Source organism: Dysosmobacter welbionis (genome assembly GCF_005121165.3).
Classification (GTDB): domain Bacteria; phylum Bacillota; class Clostridia; order Oscillospirales; family Oscillospiraceae; genus Oscillibacter; species Oscillibacter welbionis.
Genome location: NZ_CP034413.3, coordinates 3,527,592 through 3,544,696, shown reverse-complemented (window position 1 = coordinate 3,544,696; position 17,105 = coordinate 3,527,592). Strand labels below are relative to the sequence as shown.

Annotated in this window: 20 protein-coding genes, 1 other RNA gene and 3 pseudogenes; 2 read left to right on the top strand and 22 right to left on the bottom strand. The window is 64.3% G+C overall.

Going from position 1 to position 17,105, the window contains the following annotated elements; translation table 11 throughout:
• Positions 1-7 precede the first annotated feature (7 nt).
• The 4 genes from ligA to EIO64_RS19095 are packed head-to-tail and all read right to left on the bottom strand — an operon-like array spanning position 8 to position 4,200.
• Positions 8-2,053 (bottom strand): NAD-dependent DNA ligase LigA, encoded by a 2,046-nt coding sequence (gene ligA / locus EIO64_RS18545; RefSeq protein ID WP_119310952.1) that lies wholly within the window; start codon positions 2,051-2,053, stop codon positions 8-10.
• A 16-nt stretch (positions 2,054-2,069) separates the two neighbouring features.
• Positions 2,070-2,777 carry a sporulation protein YunB gene (gene yunB / locus EIO64_RS18540; protein WP_036628743.1) on the bottom strand — a complete coding sequence of 236 codons (708 nt, stop codon included), beginning with the start codon at positions 2,775-2,777 and terminating at the stop codon, positions 2,070-2,072.
• Positions 2,778-2,824: 47 nt separating this feature from the next.
• The gene (gene murD / locus EIO64_RS18535) at positions 2,825-3,973 is read right to left on the bottom strand and encodes a UDP-N-acetylmuramoyl-L-alanine--D-glutamate ligase (RefSeq protein ID WP_346730058.1); all 1,149 of its coding nucleotides are present in this window, start codon (positions 3,971-3,973) and stop codon (positions 2,825-2,827) included.
• A gap of 17 nt (positions 3,974-3,990) precedes the next feature.
• On the bottom strand, positions 3,991-4,200 hold the full coding sequence (locus EIO64_RS19095; RefSeq protein ID WP_346730057.1) for a hypothetical protein: 210 nt from the start codon (positions 4,198-4,200) through the stop codon (positions 3,991-3,993).
• Positions 4,201-4,462: 262 nt separating this feature from the next.
• On the opposite strand from EIO64_RS19095, the gene rnpB reads away from it, so the two are divergent.
• Positions 4,463-5,041, top strand: an RNA gene (gene rnpB / locus EIO64_RS18530) — RNase P RNA component class A.
• A gap of 200 nt (positions 5,042-5,241) precedes the next feature.
• Here the strand turns inward: rnpB and EIO64_RS18525 are convergent.
• The 13 genes and pseudogenes from EIO64_RS18525 to EIO64_RS18465 form a co-directional block, all read right to left on the bottom strand.
• Positions 5,242-6,252, bottom strand: a complete 1,011-nt coding sequence (locus EIO64_RS18525; RefSeq protein ID WP_136891740.1) for a helix-turn-helix domain-containing protein — start codon at positions 6,250-6,252, stop codon at positions 5,242-5,244.
• Between the two features lie 26 nt (positions 6,253-6,278).
• Complete coding sequence (locus tag EIO64_RS18520) at positions 6,279-6,584, bottom strand: DUF6291 domain-containing protein (RefSeq protein WP_158629843.1); 306 nt, start codon at positions 6,582-6,584, stop codon at positions 6,279-6,281.
• A 369-nt stretch (positions 6,585-6,953) separates the two neighbouring features.
• Positions 6,954-7,690, bottom strand: a pseudogene (locus EIO64_RS18515) (YebC/PmpR family DNA-binding transcriptional regulator).
• A gap of 6 nt (positions 7,691-7,696) precedes the next feature.
• Positions 7,697-8,427: pseudogene (locus EIO64_RS18510) on the bottom strand (Nif3-like dinuclear metal center hexameric protein).
• A gap of 37 nt (positions 8,428-8,464) precedes the next feature.
• Positions 8,465-8,668 carry a hypothetical protein gene (locus EIO64_RS18505; RefSeq protein ID WP_249390927.1) on the bottom strand — a complete coding sequence of 68 codons (204 nt, stop codon included), beginning with the start codon at positions 8,666-8,668 and terminating at the stop codon, positions 8,465-8,467.
• Between the two features lie 80 nt (positions 8,669-8,748).
• Positions 8,749-9,179 (bottom strand): annotated as a pseudogene (locus tag EIO64_RS18500) (class I SAM-dependent methyltransferase); the annotation flags it as partial.
• Between the two features lie 65 nt (positions 9,180-9,244).
• Positions 9,245-9,454 carry a DUF1858 domain-containing protein gene (locus EIO64_RS18495; protein ID WP_021750706.1) on the bottom strand — a complete coding sequence of 70 codons (210 nt, stop codon included), beginning with the start codon at positions 9,452-9,454 and terminating at the stop codon, positions 9,245-9,247.
• Positions 9,455-9,698: 244 nt separating this feature from the next.
• Positions 9,699-9,980 (bottom strand): zinc-ribbon domain containing protein, encoded by a 282-nt coding sequence (locus tag EIO64_RS18490; protein ID WP_021750705.1) that lies wholly within the window; start codon positions 9,978-9,980, stop codon positions 9,699-9,701.
• Between the two features lie 38 nt (positions 9,981-10,018).
• The gene (locus tag EIO64_RS18485) at positions 10,019-10,660 is read right to left on the bottom strand and encodes a sigma-70 family RNA polymerase sigma factor (RefSeq protein ID WP_021750704.1); all 642 of its coding nucleotides are present in this window, start codon (positions 10,658-10,660) and stop codon (positions 10,019-10,021) included.
• 67 nt (positions 10,661-10,727) lie between these two features.
• Complete coding sequence (gene glmM, locus EIO64_RS18480) at positions 10,728-12,083, bottom strand: phosphoglucosamine mutase (RefSeq protein ID WP_021750703.1); 1,356 nt, start codon at positions 12,081-12,083, stop codon at positions 10,728-10,730.
• A 737-nt stretch (positions 12,084-12,820) separates the two neighbouring features.
• Positions 12,821-13,033, bottom strand: coding sequence for a helix-turn-helix domain-containing protein (locus EIO64_RS18475; RefSeq protein WP_021750702.1), 213 nt, complete (start codon positions 13,031-13,033; stop codon positions 12,821-12,823).
• A gap of 149 nt (positions 13,034-13,182) precedes the next feature.
• The gene (locus EIO64_RS18470; protein WP_036628729.1) at positions 13,183-13,395 is read right to left on the bottom strand and encodes a helix-turn-helix domain-containing protein; all 213 of its coding nucleotides are present in this window, start codon (positions 13,393-13,395) and stop codon (positions 13,183-13,185) included.
• A gap of 159 nt (positions 13,396-13,554) precedes the next feature.
• Positions 13,555-13,767 (bottom strand): helix-turn-helix domain-containing protein, encoded by a 213-nt coding sequence (locus tag EIO64_RS18465; RefSeq protein ID WP_021750700.1) that lies wholly within the window; start codon positions 13,765-13,767, stop codon positions 13,555-13,557.
• Between the two features lie 87 nt (positions 13,768-13,854).
• On the opposite strand from EIO64_RS18465, the gene EIO64_RS18460 reads away from it, so the two are divergent.
• Positions 13,855-14,061 carry a hypothetical protein gene (locus tag EIO64_RS18460; protein ID WP_021750699.1) on the top strand — a complete coding sequence of 69 codons (207 nt, stop codon included), beginning with the start codon at positions 13,855-13,857 and terminating at the stop codon, positions 14,059-14,061.
• A gap of 4 nt (positions 14,062-14,065) precedes the next feature.
• Here EIO64_RS18460 and EIO64_RS18455 read toward each other — a convergent pair whose 3' ends face one another.
• The 5 genes from EIO64_RS18455 to ruvC form a co-directional block, all read right to left on the bottom strand.
• Positions 14,066-14,545, bottom strand: a complete 480-nt coding sequence (locus EIO64_RS18455) for a hypothetical protein (protein ID WP_136891738.1) — start codon at positions 14,543-14,545, stop codon at positions 14,066-14,068.
• Positions 14,546-14,558: 13 nt separating this feature from the next.
• The gene (gene ruvB, locus EIO64_RS18450) at positions 14,559-15,623 is read right to left on the bottom strand and encodes a Holliday junction branch migration DNA helicase RuvB (RefSeq protein ID WP_021750696.1); all 1,065 of its coding nucleotides are present in this window, start codon (positions 15,621-15,623) and stop codon (positions 14,559-14,561) included.
• 53 nt (positions 15,624-15,676) lie between these two features.
• Positions 15,677-15,931 carry a hypothetical protein gene (locus EIO64_RS18445; RefSeq protein ID WP_136891737.1) on the bottom strand — a complete coding sequence of 85 codons (255 nt, stop codon included), beginning with the start codon at positions 15,929-15,931 and terminating at the stop codon, positions 15,677-15,679.
• Complete coding sequence (gene ruvA / locus EIO64_RS18440; RefSeq protein ID WP_021750694.1) at positions 15,907-16,512, bottom strand: Holliday junction branch migration protein RuvA; 606 nt, start codon at positions 16,510-16,512, stop codon at positions 15,907-15,909. Before ruvA ends, EIO64_RS18445 begins: the two co-directional genes overlap by 25 nt.
• A 67-nt stretch (positions 16,513-16,579) precedes the next feature.
• Entirely contained in the window at positions 16,580-17,092 is a 513-nt protein-coding gene (gene ruvC, locus EIO64_RS18435) for a crossover junction endodeoxyribonuclease RuvC (protein WP_021750693.1), read from the bottom strand.
• Positions 17,093-17,105: the final 13 nt, after the last annotated feature.

Below are 17,105 nucleotides of genomic sequence, written 5' to 3'. Positions count from 1 at the left end.
TCCCTGTTTATTCCGCTTCTTTTGCCGCCTCGTCCCGGCCCAGCAGGGCCAGGATTTCCGCCTTGTCGCCGGGGACCTCGTCCACCAGCACCCGGTACTGCTCCTCGCTGAGAACCGGCACCCCCAGCTCCTGGGCCTTCCGGAGTTTGCTGCCCGCGGCCTCTCCGGCCACCACGGCGCCGGTCTTTTTGGACACGGACCCGGACACCTTGGCCCCCAAAGCCTCCAGCTTCTCCCCGGCCTCCTTGCGGGAGGCGGACTCCAGCTCGCCGGTCAGGACGAAGGTCAATCCCGCCAGCAGGTCCCCGGTGGGCTGGGCGGTGCTCTCCATGTTCACCCCCGCCTCTTTCAGGCGGCGGATCAGGTCCTTCGCCTGGTCGCCCCGGAAGTAGTCCGCGATGCACCGGGCGGTGATGCCGCCCACGTCGGGAATCTCCGTCAGCGCCTCCTCTGTGGCGGCCATCAGCGCGTCCATGGAGCCGAAGTGGGCGGCGAGGGTCTTGGCGGCCTTCTCCCCCACCTGCCGGATGCCCAGGCCGTACAGCAGGCGGCTCAGGTCGTTGGCCTTGGAGTTCTCAATGGCCCGGATCAGGTTCTCCGCGGACTTCTCCCCCATCCGGTCCAGCTTGGCCACGTCCGCGGCGTGGAGGCTGTACAGGTCCGCGGCGTTGGAGATCAGCCCGGAGTCGATCAGCTGCTGGATCACCGCCGGACCGCAGCCGTCGATGTCCATGGCGTCCCGGCTGGCGAAGTGGGTGAGGTTCCGCAGCAGCTGGGCCGGGCACTCCGCGCCGGTGCAGCGCAGGGCCGCGCCGTCCTCGTCCCGGACCACTGGGGCGCCGCACACCGGGCAGGCGTCCGGCAGCGTGTAGGGCACCGTGCCCTCCGGGCGTTTGTCGAAGTCCACGCTCAAAATCTCCGGGATGATCTCCCCCGCCTTCTGCACCAGCACAGTGTCCCCCACGCGGATGTCCTTCTCGGTGATGAAGTCCTGGTTGTGGAGGGTGGCGTTGGTGACGGTGGTGCCCGCCAGCCGCACCGGGGACAGCACCGCCTTGGGCGTCAGCACGCCGGTGCGGCCCACCTGCACCACGATGTCCTGGACCACGGAGAACTTCTTCTCCGGCGGGTACTTGAAGGCCACCGCCCACTTGGGGAACTTGGCGGTGGAGCCCAGCCGCTCCCGGTCCGCCAGGTGGTCGCTCTTGATGACCGCCCCGTCGATGTCGAAGGGGTAGTCCATCCGCTCCTCGTTGATCCGGTCGATCTCCGCCTGAATCTCCGCCGGGTCGGAGAGGGTCTTGTGGGGGATCACCTTGAAGTGCTGGGAGGCCATGTAGTCCAGGGTCTCCGAGTGGTTCTGGAAGGTCTTGCCCTCCGCCAGCTGGAGGTTGAACACCTGGATATCCAACTTCCGCTCCGCGCAGATCTTGGGGTCCAGCTGCCGCAGGGACCCGGCGGCGGCGTTCCGGGGATTGGCCATGAGGGGCTTGCCCTCCAGCTCCCGGCGGGCATTGATCTCCGCGAACACCGCCCGGGACATATAGACCTCGCCCCGGACGATGAGCCGGGGCAGCTTCTCCGGCAGCTGCATGGGGATGGCGCGGATGGTCTTGAGGTTCTCCGTCACGTCCTCCCCCACCCGGCCGTCGCCCCGGGTGGCGCCCCGGACGAACACGCCGTCCCGATACTCCAGGGCCACGGACAGGCCGTCCACCTTGGGCTCCACGGAGTAGGCGGCGCCGTCCCCCAGGGCCTCCCGCATCCGATCCAGGAACTCCGAGACCTCCTCTGCGTTGAACACGTCCTGCAGGCTCTCCAGCGGCACCGGATGCTCATAGGTCTCAAAGCCCTCCAGGATTTTGTCTCCCACCCGCTGCGTGGGAGAGTCCGGGGTGATCTCCTCGGGGTGCTCAGCCTCCAGCTCCTCCAGGCGCCGGTTCAGCCGGTCGTACTCGTAATCCGGGATCACCGGCGCGTCCAGAACATAGTACAGATAGCTCTGCTGGTTCAAAAAGTCCCGCAGCTGCTTCATTTCCTCGCGGTAGTCCATAGGGTGTGCTCCCTTCTCAGCTGTTGTTCAGAATGTAGTCTTTCAGATCCTCCTCGTACGTATCCGGATCTGTGGAGAAATAAGTGTAGGTGTCCGGCACCGTGCCTACGATCACCGTCTCCGCCACGATGAAGGAATTGGACACCTTGGTGGCGGTGCGGAACCCCGGCAGCAGAACGCTGACGGAGACATCCACCGTCAGGATGATCTGATGCTTGGTCTGGTTGATGCCGGCGGAGGTGAAGGCGTTGCGGAAGTTCGCCTCCGACGACCCCACGGACTCCATCCGCACGGTGATGCGGGGCCCCCGTCCCGCCAGCAGCGTCGAACCCGTCAGGCTGCCGATGGGGATGGACAGGTCCCCGGTGGGCACCTGGCTGATGCGGGTCAGGACCGTGTCCAGAATCTCCGCCTGCAGGTGGTTGAAGGCCGCCATGTTGCTCTGCACAGCGGTGATGTGGCCCTCCGTGTCCTTCTCAAAGGACACCAGGCCGTCGTACTGCAGCTCGCCCTTCTCGATGGCCTCATACACGGCCTCGCTGACGATGCGGGTAACGGTGTTGGACACCCGGGTGGTGGCCATGCTCTCCAGCAGAGGCCGCATCTGGGTGGCGGCGATGAAGAGCACCGTCAGCGCCAGAGCCATCAGCAGAAACGCCAGGGCCCGCAGCACCCGCCGGCGGTCCATCCGCCGGCGGTAGAAGTAAAATCCGCGCCAGATCATGGCCATCACGCCCCCTTCCCGCCATTGTATGCGGGGGCGGCCTGGCCTTATTTCAGAGCGTTCACCAGATCCTTGAAGACCCGGCCCCGCTCCATGAAGTTGGCGAACCGGTCAAAGGAGGTGCTGGCCGGGGACAGCAGCACCACATCCCCCGGCCGCGCCGTCTCACGGGCCAGCGCCACGGCGGACTGGTAGCTGTCCACCTCCGTGATGGGCAGGCCGGTGAAGTTGGCGGCCTTCTCCACGGCGGCCCGGATCACCCCGGCGGTTGCGCCGCAGAGGATCAGGGCTTTCACATGCTCGTTGATCTCCGGGCCGATGGCGTCATAGGAGATGCCCTTGTCCTTGCCCCCGGCGATGAGGATGACCTTCTCCGGGAAGGACCGGAGCCCGGCGATGGTGCGGCTGGGGCTGGAGGCGATGGAGTCGTTGTACCAGCGCACCCCGTCCAGCTCCCGGACCAGCTCGATCCGGTGCTCCACGCCGCCGAAGGTGCGGGCGAAGGCCCGGATGGCCTCGTCTGGGACCATCCCGTCCACGGCGGCGACGGCGGCCATGTAGTTCTCGATGTTGTGGACGCCGGGGAGCTTGATGTCGGCGGTGTCCAGCACTACCCGCTCGCCCTGCGGCCCCCGGCAGACGATAGAGGTACCCCGGAGGAACACGCCGTCCGCCACCTCCTTCCGGCGGGAGAACCACCGCACCCGGCCCGGGGCCTTTTCAGCGCAGCGGACCGTGGCCTCGTTGTCGGCATTAAAGACGGCAATATCCCGGACTGTCTGGTGTGTAAAGATATTTTCCTTGGCAGCGATATACTCTCCGTAGCTCTTGTGGACATCCAGGTGGTTGGGAGACAGGTTGGTCATAACGGCGATGCGGGGGCTCCGGTCCATGGTCATCAGCTGGAAGGAGCTGAGCTCCAGCACCGCCAGATCCGTTGGCGCGATGTCCGGCGTGTCGCACAGCAGCGGGCGGCCGATGTTGCCCCCCAGGTGGACGGTGCGCCCGGCGGCCTCCAGGAGCTTTGCGATGATCGTGGTGGTCGTGGTCTTGCCGTCGGACCCGGTGACGGCGATCTCGGGACAGGGGCAGACCTCAAAAAAGACCTCCATCTCGGAAGTCAGCAGGCTGCCCCGCGCCACCGCCGCCGCCAGCTCCGGCACGTCGGGCCGCAGGCCGGGGGTCCGGAAGATCACGTCCTCCGTCAGGCCCTTCAGGTAGTCCTCCCCCAGCTGCAGGCGGCAGCCGTGCTGCTCCAGCTCGTCCCCAGGGGCCCCAGGGCCTCCCGGGATTTTTTGTCGCAGGCGGTGACGCGAATGCCCCGCTCCAGCAGCAGCCGGATCAGGGGCCGGTTGCTGACGCCGATGCCGATGACGGCCACGGACTTGTTCCGCAGAGAGTCCAGATATTCCTCAAACTTCATGGGTACGCTCCTAACGCCGCGCTGGGCGGCAGAGATTGACAGACAAGGAAATTATACCGCAGATCGGAAAAAAATACAACCACGCCCCTCCCCTTCCCAGACTTTTTCTCCCAGGGCTGCGGGGCCATGAAGCCGGGACCTAACTGCGCTCTGCGGGCCATCCGGTATTTTCAGCGGAAGGCCCTGGCGACTTCCGCCGATGTGGAGGCCGCATTGCGGCCAGGCGTTGACAATCCCGTCGGATTCCGCTAAAATAGACAGGCGAGTAAGACAGACAGTCGCGCGGCCAGGCCGAAAGGCCGGTCGTGAGGAAAGTCCGGGCTCCACAGGGCAAGGATAACGGGTAACGCCCGCCGAAGGCGACTTCAGGAAAAGTGCAACAGAGATATACCGCCGACAGAGTTACTCTGTATCGGTCAGGGAACCAGCGACGGCTGAACGCGATGCCCGCGGAGCGGGGCGAGGGAAACTTCCCCGAACAGCGCAATCGCTTCCGCGCGGAACGGCGCAGGGGTGTTGTGTGAAGAGGGACGAAGGGTCCCTCTTCCTAATTGCAATCAGCCCGCCGCAGCGGCCGCTCCCGCGGGGAGCGGCAAGCCACCCTTACCGACAGAGAGTAGCTCTGTCGGTAAGGGTGGAAAGGCGAGGTAAGAGCTCACCCATCGGCTGGAGACTGTCCGATGCTGTAAACTCTATCCGGAGCAACACCGGTATGGGAGCAGGGGGTCCGACCCTCAAGGCTGGCCCGGCCGCTCCCGGGGTGGCTGGAGCGTACCGGCGACGGTACGTCGAGATAGATGACTGTTTGATACAGAACCCGGCTTACAGTCTTGCTCGTACAAGAAGAGGTCCTGGCGAAAGCCAGGGCCTCTTTTTGTCCCGATTGATGCCGGTACTGCCGCGCGGTGTACTGGTCGATGCGGCGGAGGACCCGCTCCCGGCTGTGAAAGGCCAGATGCTGGCTCCCCGCCTCCGGGTGGAAGGAGACCCCACCCGCCGCTCTCAGAGGGGGGGCGCAGGAGATTCCATAGGCAGCACCTCTCATAGCCCTTCCCACGGGGCCCACATCTGTTCCAAAATCTCCTCCGGCAGGGTGTCCGGCCATGACTCCACAATCTCTCCATCCACATAGTCGTAGACGGTGTACGGCTTCTCCGGCCAGCGGGTGCGGACGGCCACCTCCAGCGCTCCGTCCCCATCCACGTCCAGCGCCTCGGCGTTGATGCAGTCCTCCACTTCCAGGATTGCCCGGGTGTTGATGCCGGTGGGGTCCGGCTCCTCCGGATGATAGGGCCAAAACCGGACGTCACATAAAAACACCAGATTTTCGGACTCTGCGTAGGGGTCCGGGTAATACCCGTCCCGGAGATACTGGACGCTGGTATCGCCGAAGAGAAGCGGCACGCTGCCGGAATCCCCCTCATAGGTGACATCCATGACACCTCCCAGAACGGTGACGCCGGTGTCCTCACAGGCAGACACCGTACCAGTGCGGGTCAGCCGGTTCCATTGAAAGTCCATCTGATAGGAAATGGTATCTCCCCGCTCGTCCCGCAGCGTGAGGGCATCAAAGTCCACATCCTCCCCGCACTTCAGCCGGATCAGGTGTCCACGGTCCTCCACATAGACACAGTTCCTGCCATTCACAGTCTCTTTCAGAACGATGCTGTAATACCCCTCCTCCGTCACCACGATCTGCGTATACGCCACCACGGCTGCAGTTACGGCCAGCAGCACCAGCACCGCCGCCAGCCGCTGCCAGGAGCGCCGCCGCTCCTGCCGCACGCTGTCACGGGAGATATCCAACAAGCTCTGCATGGTCTCCTCCGCTCCTTTCGCCGCCTGCCTCCGGCAGGCCATCAGCTCCTCCACCGTCAAGTCCAGGGCTGCCGCCAGGGGCTCCAGCAGCGTCACATCCGGGTAGCTCAGTCCCCGCTCCCACTTGCTGACGGCCTTGTCCGTCACATGCAGCCGCGCCGCCAGATCCCGCTGGGTCAGGCCCAGATTTTTCCGCTCGCTGCCGATGAAATCGCCCAGCCGCTCCTTGTTCACGTGTATCACCTCGCCCTCAGTCTACCCTATGGGTCCGATTTTGGCAACCGACCAGCGGTAGAGACGTCCCGTAGGTACTTCCGGATGTCGCTGTAATCCTTGGGCGCGGCCTGTTCCAGGGCCTGCCGGGAGATCGCCCCATCCCCCTGCCGCCGCGCCGCCGCCTCTTGGTAGCGCCGCTGCTTTTCCTTCCACTTCTCTGTATCCCGCCGAATGGTCTCCGCCAGAAACCGGTAGGCCATGCGGGTCTCCTCCCTCAAGCCCGGGTGCTGCCGCAAAACCTCCTCCGGATCCGTGGGAGCCTTGTCCGCCGCCATGGCATAGCGGTACAACAGAAGCAGCAGTTCCCCCGCTGCTCCGCGTCCAGGGCCGCCACACAGGGAAAATTATCGAAATACAGCATAAAACTCTTCTTGTGTTCCTCTGCCAACGAAAAACCACTCCTCTCAAGAAAAGGCGTCCCCTCCCCATCTGATGCACGGTTCTATGCAATCTCCGGGAGGATTTTGTAAAATTCTCCCGTTATGGTAATAGCTAGAGTTAGGGTTATGGTGATGGTTATGGTCATTGTTATGGTAATGGTAAGGGGGACCGGTTAGGCCCGCCTCTCCGGCGTTTTTGCACAAAAGAAAAGTTTTGTTTCATTTCTGCAGAGATGAAAAGAGGACGGGTCTCCCCGTCCTCTCTCTATCCAGCGATGCTCAGTCGTTATCCCAGTTGTGCCAGACGTTCTGCACGTCGTCGTTGTCCTCCAGCATGTCGATGAGCTTCTCCATGTTCTTCACGTCTCCCTCGCCGGTGAGGGTGATGTAGTTCTGGGGCACCATCTCGATCTCCGCGCTGGCGAAGGCGTAGCCCTTCCCTCCAGGGCCTTCACCACATCGTTGAAAGCGTCGGGGTCGCAGGTGATCTCCAGGGCGGGACCGTCGGCCTCAAAGTCGGCGGCACCGGCCTCCAGAGCGTCCATCATGACGGTGTCCTCGTCCAGCTCGCCCTCCTCGTTGTCAATGACGATGACGCCCTTCTTGTCAAAGGACCAGCTGACGCAGCCCTGGGCGCCCAGGTTGCCGTTGCACTTGTCGAACGCGTGGCGGACCTCCGGCGCGGTGCGCTGGCGGTTGTCGGTCAGGGCCTCCACAATGACGGCCACGCCGCCGGGGCCGTAGCCCTCGTAGGTGACGGCCTCGTAGTTGTCGGTGCTGCCGGAGCCCAGGGCCCGGTCGATGGTGCGCTTGATGTTGTCGTTGGGCATGTTGACGGCCTTGGCCTTGGCGATGACCGTGGCCAGGCGGGAGTTGTTGTTGGGGTCGCCGGAGCCGCCGCCCTCTTTCACGGCCACGATGATCTCCTTGGCGATCTTGGTGAAGGCGGCGGAGCGCTTGGCGTCGGCCGCGCCCTTGGTCTTTTGGATATTATGCCATTTGGAATGTCCGGACATGGTACATTACTCTCCTTCTACGTAATACTGGATGACCTCCCGGTGGGAGGCGGATTTGGTGACGGTGAGGCCCGGGAACCGGCCGCGCAGGTACTCTGCCAGCACGGTGCACACCGGATTCTCTGTGGGGAAGTGGCCCGCGTCGATCAGGCGGATGCCCTTCCCTGCCGCGTCTAAAAACTGGTGGTAGCTGAGGTCCGAGGTCACGAACACGTCGCACCCTGCGGCGATGGCCGCATCCTCATAGTCGCCGCAGGCGCCGCCGCCCACCGCGACCTTCCGCACCGGGCCGCTGTCCCCGGCGTAGCGGACGCCGTTGGCCTGGAGCGCCCGGCAGACGTGCTTTGCAAATTCCTGTAAAGGCATAGGACTTGCCAGTGTTCCCATCCGGCACAGCCCCTCCGGGTCCCCAGCGGCCCAGGGTCCTCCAGCCCCAGCGCGGCGGCCAGCGCGTCGTTGACGCCGCCGGGGGCCACATCCAGGTTCGTGTGCATACAGATGGCGGACAGGCCGCTCCTCAGGATTTTCAGCAGCAGGTGCCCCTGGGGCGTGTCCTGCCGGACGGTCTGCACCGGCAGCCATTTGCAGTTCATCACCGGATGGTGGCTGACAATCAGCTGGCAGTTTTCCGCGATGGCCTCGTCCGCCACGGCCTCCGTGATGTCCAGGGCCACCAGGACCCGCCGGACCTCCGCCTCCGGGTCCCCCAGCAGCTGGCCCACGTTGTCCCAGTCCATGGCGCCCTCCTTCGGGGCCAGTCGGAACAGGGCCTGTTCAATTTCCCGGACAGTTGGCATGGCGCCACTCCTCCCTCATTTGCAGAAGCTCCGTGATGACGGCCCTGGCGTAATCGCCCCGTTCCCGGGCCTCTGGCGCCGACGCCCGGTTGGACCCGGCCGCCGCCGCCTGGAGCTGGATGATCTTCTCGATGATGTAGCGGTCCCCCAGGGGTCGTAGAGCAGGTCCGCCCCGGCCCACTGCCGGCCCAGCGTGAGATGCATCTCCCCTGCCCCGGCCTCGATCACGGGATAGAGAAAGCCCCGGTCCCGCACCAGCGCCTCCCGCGCTATGGCGTAGCCGTGCTCCGCCAGGAAGCGGCGCAGCGCCTCCGCCCGGCTCTGGGGCTGGAGCAGCAGGGTGTGGCGGCCGTCGGCGGTCCAGGGTGCCCCGGCCAGAATCTGGGCGATGTTCTCGCCCCCATGCCGGCGATGACGATGGTGTCGCACTCCTCCGGCGCCACGGCGGCCAGACCGTTGCCCAGGCGGAAGGTGATCCGGTCCCCCACACCGTAGCGCCGGCCGGTCTCCTGCGCCCGGTCCAGGGGGCCGCGCCGCAGATCGCTGGCAATGGCAGAGGCCACGCGGCCCTGCAGCGTCAGCCACACGGGCAGATAGGCGTGATCCGTGCCAACATCAGCGAGGTGCGCACCCTGGCGGACCCAGGCGGCGATCTGCCGCAGGCGCGGCGTCAGTTCCAGATGTTTTCCCATGGCGCCCTCCTGTTCCGGCTGTCGGAGGAGGACGCATACGGTCTCCCGTATGCGTCCCGTTCCGGTCATTCCGCTTTCTTGTTGGCTTCCTCGTTCACCAGGGCCAGCAGCTTGTCGCAGTCCACGCCGTGGACCATGCAGGCCTCCTCCACAGTCTCGCCCCGGGAAGAGGGGCAGCCCAGGCAGTGCATGCCGATGGACAGGAAGATGGGCGCGGTCTGAGGCGCCACGTCCAGAATGTCACCGATGATGGTGTCCTTCTTGATCTCGATCATCAGAGGTTCCTCCAATTCTAATCTGAAATTCAGCAGGGGTATTATACTCTAGTTTTCGATGTTTTTCAAGAGAAAATCTTTGAAAAGCCTGGAAATGTGGAGATTCGGCGTCCGCACCGGCACATTTTTCCGGAATGCCTCCCGTTTCCCCGGCGCGGGGCGCGGCGGCCGGCTCCCACGGCAAAAGAAGAAGCGGCGCCCACCGGGCGCCGCCTCTGCAAGAGACCAAAACGGATTGATTCGTTTATCTCTGCTGGTCCCGCATCTTGGCGAAGCACTCGCTGCAGTACACGGGACGGTCAGACTTCGGCTCGAAGGGCACGCGGGCTTCGCCGCCGCAGGCGGCGCAGACAGCGGTGAAATACTCCCGGGGACCGCGGGCCGCGTTCTTGCGGGCGTCACGGCAGGCCTTGCACCGCTGGGGCTCGTTCTGGAAGCCGCGCTCGGCATAGAACTCCTGCTCGCCGGCGGTGAACACGAACTCCTGGCCGCACTCCTTGCAAACTAAGGTCTTGTCTTCGTACATGATGTTACCCTCTCTTTGAAAAGAAAAATATATTGCGTTCAGCTTCCGCTGAGATCGCCGGAAAGAAGCTGCCGTGCCACCTTGCGCCGAATGCGCTGCACGGCGTTGTCCACGGACTTTGGGGGCTTGCCTACCGTCTCGGCAATTTCCCTGCATGAAAGACCGTCTAAATAGTACCCCAAAATCTTTGCTTCAAACTCGGACAACTGTTTCCGGACACCGGATAAGAGGGCAGCGGTATGTTCCCTGTCGATGAGATACGCTTCGGGATCGCGCTGAGTCAGATCGCTGGTACCAGAGGTGTAGGAATTGGCGTCAAAGAAGGGTGTATCCAAGGGGACCGACTGATTGAGAGCCATGTGCTTATCCCGCGCCGCGGCGCGGAGGACGGAATACAGCCGGTTACGAATGCAGATTTCTGCGAAGGTCCGGAAGGATGCCTCCTTGGAGGCGTCATACTCCCGAACGGCTTTGAGGAGGCCCACCATGCCCTCCTGGGTCAGATCCTCGCTGTCGCCGCCCACCAGAAAGAAGGGGCGGGCGCAGGTCCGGACCAGCCGGTTGTACCGCGTCACAAGAGCTTCCTCCGCTTCGCGGCTGCCGCCGGCAACCAGTTGGCACAGCGTTTCATCGCTGCACTGGTCCAGGGGCTGGGGTGTCTTCTCGCTAAATTTGTACATATCGTATTATACCTGTCTATCCAGTGAAATGTCAAGCAATTTGTAAAAAAATCCGAGAAACAGATTTTTATTTTTTTTGCGATTTGATGAAATCTGCCAGCCGGTCCGCCACCGCCTGGGCGATCTGCGTGGTTTTGGCCTCCACCATCACCCGGATCAGGGCCTCCGTGCCGGAGGGGCGCACCAGCACCCGGCCAGCGCCGGCGAGGGCCTCCTCCTCCCGCTTCACGGCCTCCGCCAGCGCGGGGGACGCCATAATGGCCTCCTTCACGCCGCCGCTGTGGGGCACCTCCACGTTCACCAGAACCTGGGGGTAGACGGCGCAGCAGCTGACAAGGGAACTTGCTTTCTCCCCGGACCGGGCCAGCACCTGCAGGAACTGGAGGGCCGTCACTTCACCATCGCCGGTGGTCTCCACATCGGTGAAGATGGTGTGGCCGGACTGCTCCCCGCCGATGCGGTAGTCCCGCTCCAGCATCTTCTCCAGCACGTTCCGGTCGCCCACATCCGTGCAGAGCAGGTCGATGCCGTTGTTCCGGCAGAACTCGTGGAGGCCCAGGTTGCTCATCACCGTGGCCACCAGGGCGTTGCCGTTGAGCTTTCCCCGGCGCTTCATGTCCAGGGCGCACACCGCCAGGACCTTGTCGCCGTCGATGACGCCGCCGGTCTCGTCCACCAGCAGGCAGCGGTCCGCGTCCCCGTCAAAGGCCACGCCGATGTCATAGCCGCCCCGCACCACGGCGGCGGCCAGGTCCTCCAGGTGGGTGGAGCCGCAGTGGCTGTTGATGTTCACCCCGTCCGGGTCCCGGTGGATGAAGTCCGTCCGGGCCTTGAAGCGGCCGAACAGCTCCGGCGCGGTGGCGCTGGCAGCGCCGTTGGCGCAGTCCGCCAGGATTTTCAGCCCCGCCAGATCGGACTCGATGGTGGAGGCCACGAAGTCGATATAGTCCCGCTTCAGCTGGCGCATACCGTGGTGGCGGCGGCCGATCTCCCCCCGGGTTCGGAGCTTCATGGGCTCCTGGGAGAGGATCTTCTCCTCGATCCGGGCCTCCACGCTGTCGGAGAGCTTGTAGCCCTGTCCGCTGAAGACCTTGATGCCGTTGTGCTCATAGGGGTTGTGACTGGCGGAGATCACGATGCCCGCGTCCGCCTTTTCCTGCACGGTGAGATAGGCCACCGCCGGGGTGGGAATGGTGCCCACCGGCTTTACGTCGCTGCCCACGGAGCAGAGCCCCGCCATCAGGGCGGACTCCAGCATGTCGGAGGAGATGCGGGTGTCCTTGCCGATCACCACGGTGGGGCGGCTGCCCTTGTCCTCCATCAGAACAGTGCCCACGGCCTGCCCCACGCGGAAGGCCATGTCGGCAGTGAGGTTCTCCCCCACCACGCCGCGGATGCCGTCGGTTCCAAATAGTTTGCCCATTGATATTACCTCGTTTGTTTCTTATGATGTGACCGTCCCCATGGGACGGGGATTCAGCTATGTTGATGGCTGGGCGGATGCACCCCCCGTTTCTCTTTTGTCGTGCCAAAAGAGAAACGGGCCGTGCACGGTCCAAAGAGAAAAGCGTTGGCGCGCTCCGGTGCAGTGGCCCTCCGCGCGACGGGGGGCGGCGGATCGGTGCAAGCGCCGATTTGGCCCGGCCTTCGGGCACGCTATACTCTTCTGCGATTTCTCCAACTGCCGTCCCGTGGCGGATCGTGCGGAGGTCGTCGGGGTGGTCATCGCATGGAGCTGCTTCTCTTTTCGCTGCCGCTAGCTGTCCCGCGCGGGAGCTGCCGATAAAGGCATCGGCCCCTACGACCGCCAGGGCAGCGCGTAGCGAAGCGGAACGCGCAGAAAGAGGAGCTGGTCAAATGCGTCCTTGCACCCCGTTGACCTCCGCATCCACGCCGCGGGAATCAGCGTTCAAGCCTGTACCGCACCCCGCCGCGCCCGTTGGCCAGTCCTCGCAAACACGCAGGCACCATCTCACGCCAACCCCCGTACAGCAACTTTGCACGCCCGTGCAGAGTTGCGGCCAAAAGCGTTCTTTTCTTTTGGACCGTGCACGGCCCGTTTTCTTTTCGGGCAAGACCGAAAAGAAAATGGGGGGTGCATCCCGCTGAACAAGCCCCTTGCGGGAGCAAAGATTCCCGAGGCCGCCGGACGGCGGCCTTTTACAACTCCCGCCGGTCCGACCGGCCGGCCAGATAATCCAGCGACACGCCGAAGTGGTCCGCCAGGGCGATCAACGTGTCCAGGCTGGGCCGGTGCTCGCCGGACTCCAAGTATTGGTAGGGCCGCTCCCCAATCCCGATGGCGGCGGCCACCTGCTTTTGGGTTTCGCCCTGTTCCTTGCGGAGTTCCCGCAATCGCTCGTTTAGTTCCATAAATCCCCCTTAACACGCTTCGCAGAGCGTGTTATATTTTTCTCACGCTTTATGAAGCGTGAGAAAGGAGTATTCGCAATGTCTGACTCCAAAAACGGGCCGCACGCCCCTGCAGGAGCGGGTTCCTCTGAACGGCGGGAAACCCACCTCTACATCTCCCTCCGGTCCGACCGCCCGGCCAGATAATCCAGCGACACGCCGAAGTGGTCCGCCAGGGCAAGCAGACTGTCAAACCCCGGCTTTTGTTTGCCTGTTTCAAACCGCTGATACTGCCGGTCTGTCATTCCGGCGGCTGCGGCCACCTGCGCTTGGGTCTCGCCGTGCTCTTTGCGGAGTTCCCGCATTCGCTCATAAAACTCCATATATGATCTCCTTGGCACAACCTAAAAGTCGTGATATATCCTTTCTGCAAACAGCTTAAAAGTTGTTTGCAGAAAGGAGCATTCGCAATGTCCGGCTTTGTAAAAAGGCTGTACGCCCCCTGCAGGAGCAGGTTCCTCTGAACGGCGGGAAACCCGCCTCTACATTTCCCTCCGGTCCGACCGGCCGGCCAGATAATCCAGCGATACGCCGAAGTGGTCCGCAATGCCCACGAGATTTTCAAATCCAGGCAGATTGACCCCGGTCTCAAACCGCTGGTACTGCCGATCCGTCACACCGATGGCGTCGGCCACCTGTCTCTGGGTCTCCTTCCGCTCTTTGCGGAGTTCCCGCATTCGCTCTTGCAATGTCATATCGTCACCTCTTGACACGATGTATCCGTTGTATTATACTGCAGCTAAGCACAACGCATCCATTGTATTTTGAAAGGAGCATTCGCAATGTCCGACTTCATGAAATGGCTGTACGCCCACTACATCCGCCCCCAGCTGGACGCTGCCCCACCGGATGACTACGAGATGCCCCTCTCCCTTCTGGAGGGAGAGCTCACCTCTGAGATGGCGGCGGATTACGAAAAGGCCCGGGAATTCACCGCCATCCATGCCTTTCTGCTGGGCCTGCGCACCGGCCGGGGCCTGCCCCTGTGACGCCTCAGACGCCCGCCATCCTGGACAGCTCCGGCAGCCAGGCGCAGAAGGTCTCCAGATACACGCCCCGCAGGGGGTCCTCCCCTGCCTCCGCAGGCGCCGCCAGCGCGCGGGCGATCACTTCCTCCGCGTCCGGCCGGGTCACCAGCTCCGCCAGGGCGTCGTTGCCCGCCAGGGCCGCCCGCTTTCCGAACATCCCCTCCAGGTCGCTGGACACATACATGGAGGCGTTGAACGGATAGTCCAGCGCCGTCTCCAGCAGGGCCTCGGAGGTCATCTGCTCTGCCAGCCCCGCCGGCAGGCGGCAGGCGGCACGACGGGCGTTGGCGGACAGCTCCACCCACTCCGGCGTGCCGGGCTGGACGGGAAACTGATAGGGCGCCGTCACGGAGCAGGCAGCCCGGCCTGTGACGGCCCAGGCTCCGACGGCCAGCGCCGCCGACAGCATCAGAAATGCGACGCGCTCCGCCAGGGTCCGCTTCATGAAAACCGCCTCCTCACAGCGTCAGCTGGTCCATGTCCGGCGGATCCGCCGTCATGCCGCCAGGGATGGGCTTATGCAGGTGCTGGTATGCCTTCGCCGTCACGCACCGGCCCCGGGGCGTCCGGGTCAGGAAGCCCAGCTGCATCAGGTATGGCTCGTACACGTCCTCCAGAGTCACGGCCTCCTCGCCGATGGTGGCGGCCAGGGTCTCCAGGCCCACGGGACCGCCGCCGTAGTTCTCGATGACGGCCCCCAGCATCCGCCGGTCGATGGGGTCCAGCCCCAGGTGGTCGATCTCCAGCGCGCACAGGGCCTGGTCCGCCACATCCTTGGTGATGACGCCGTCGGCCTTCACCTGGGCGAAGTCCCGGACCCGGCGCAGCATCCGGTTGGCGATCCGGGGCGTGCCCCGGCTGCGGCGGGCGATCTCATAGGCGCCCTCCGGCACGATGTCCACGTTCAAAATGGCGGCGGACCGGGTGATGATCTGAGAGAGCTCCTCCGGCGTGTACAGCTCCAGCCGCAGCGTCACGCCGAACCGGTCCCGCAGGGGCGCGGACAGCTGCCCCGCCCGGGTGGTGGCGCCGATCAGGGTGAACCTGGGCAGGTCCAGCCGGATGGAGTTGGCGCTGGGGCCCTTGCCCACGATGATGTCCAGGGCGTAGTCCTCCATGGCCGGGTACAGGATCTCCTCCACGGACCGGTTCAGCCGGTGGATCTCGTCCACAAAGAGGATGTCCCCCTCGTTGAGGTTCGTCAGCAGCGCCGCCAGATCCCCGGGCTTCTCGATGGCCGGGCCCGAGGTGATGCGGATGCCCGCCCCCATCTCCTGGGCGATGATCCCGGCCAGCGTGGTCTTGCCCAGGCCGGGCGGGCCGTGGAGCAGCACGTGGTCCAGGGCCTCTCCCCGCTTCTGGGCGGCCTGGATGAACACGGCCAGGTTGTCCTTCGCCTTCTCCTGGCCGATATACTCCCGCAGGGTCTTGGGCCGGAGGGACCCCTCCTGGGCGTCCTCCTGCAGGAAGGTCTTGGCCACGATGGGCTCTTCATAGATGTCGTTTCCAAAGTCGATGCTCATGGGTTCACTTCCTCATGTGCTCTGAATGTGCTCCAAAATTCCGGCCGGGGCGGTCAGCCCGCCTGGAACAGATGCACCGCCAGCCAGGCCAGGCCGAACACCGCGCACAGGCACAGGGCGAACACCGCGCCGCTGCGGTTGCGCTGCCGCCGCTCTTTTTCCGGCAGGCCGTGGCGCTGCTGGCCCTTATTGAGCAGGGCCGCAAAGCGGGTTCCGAATATCATGGCAAGAAAGGCCATGGCCAGCGCGGCCAGGAGCAGAATCACGGACAGGATCTTCATACTCACTTCACCATCTTTTTCAGGCACTGGCGGATGATCTCCTCCAGAGACAGAGTTTCCACGTCCACGCCCTTCAGCGCTTGGGCCACCTCAGCGCTGGTGTAGCCCAGCACCGCCAGGGCCTGGGCCGCCTCTGTGGCCTTATTTGTAAAGGCCGGGACGCTCACAGCGGCTCCGCCGGAGAAGTCCAGCCCCGTGGCGGCGCTCTCCCGGGCCATCTTGTCCTTCAGCTCCAGGATGATCCGCTGGGCGATCTTCTTGCCCACGCCCGGCGCCGCCGTCAGGCTCTTCTCGTCCCCGGTGACGATGGCCATGGCCAGGGACTCCGGCGTGGCGGCGGAGAGGATGGCCAGCGCCGCCTTGGGCCCCACGCCGCTGACGCCGATCAGCAGCTTGAAGCTGTTCAGCTCGTTGGCCGTGGCGAAGCCGTACAGGCCGAAGGCGTTCTCCCCCACGTCCAGATAGGTGTAGAGCTTCCCCCGCTGGCCCTTTTTCAGCTGGGCCAGAGTGGTGTTGGTGGTCTTGCAGGCGTAGCCCACGCCGCCGCAGTCGATGACCGCCAGATAGGGCAGAATCTCTGCCACGGTGCCGTCCAGATAGTAAAACATGGATAATCACACTTCCTTGGGAGTTCGGAATTCCGGCGTCCGGCGGAGCGGTCCGGTTCCTGACTGTTCAGATGGTCTCCTTGACCCTGCTGTCCTGCAGGGGCAGGCGGGACGTGGCACTCCGGGCATGGCACAGGGCCAGGGCCAGGGCGTCCGCGGCGTCGTCGGGCCGGGGGACGGCTTTCAGGTGCAGCAGGCGGCGGGTCATGTCCATCACCTGGCGCTTTTCCGCCTTGCCGTAGCCCACCACCGCCATCTTCACCTGGGAGGGGGTGTACTCGTGGAGCGGGATCCCGCACTTTTCCGCCGTGTACAGCAGCACGCCGCGGGCGTGGGCCACGGCGATGCCGGTGGTCAGGTTCGTGTTGAAGAACAGCTCCTCGATGGAGATGACATCCGGCTTCAGCTGGCCGATCAGGTCCTCCATATCGGTGCCGATCTGGTACAGCCGCCGGGAGAGCGGCAGCCCCGCCGGGGTGGTGATGGCGCCGTAGGTAAGCATGTTCACTTGTGCCCGCTCCGCCGTGATGAGGCCGAAGCCGATGGTGGCGTAGCCGGGGTCGATGCCCAGGATCCGCATGGCGCTTTCCCTC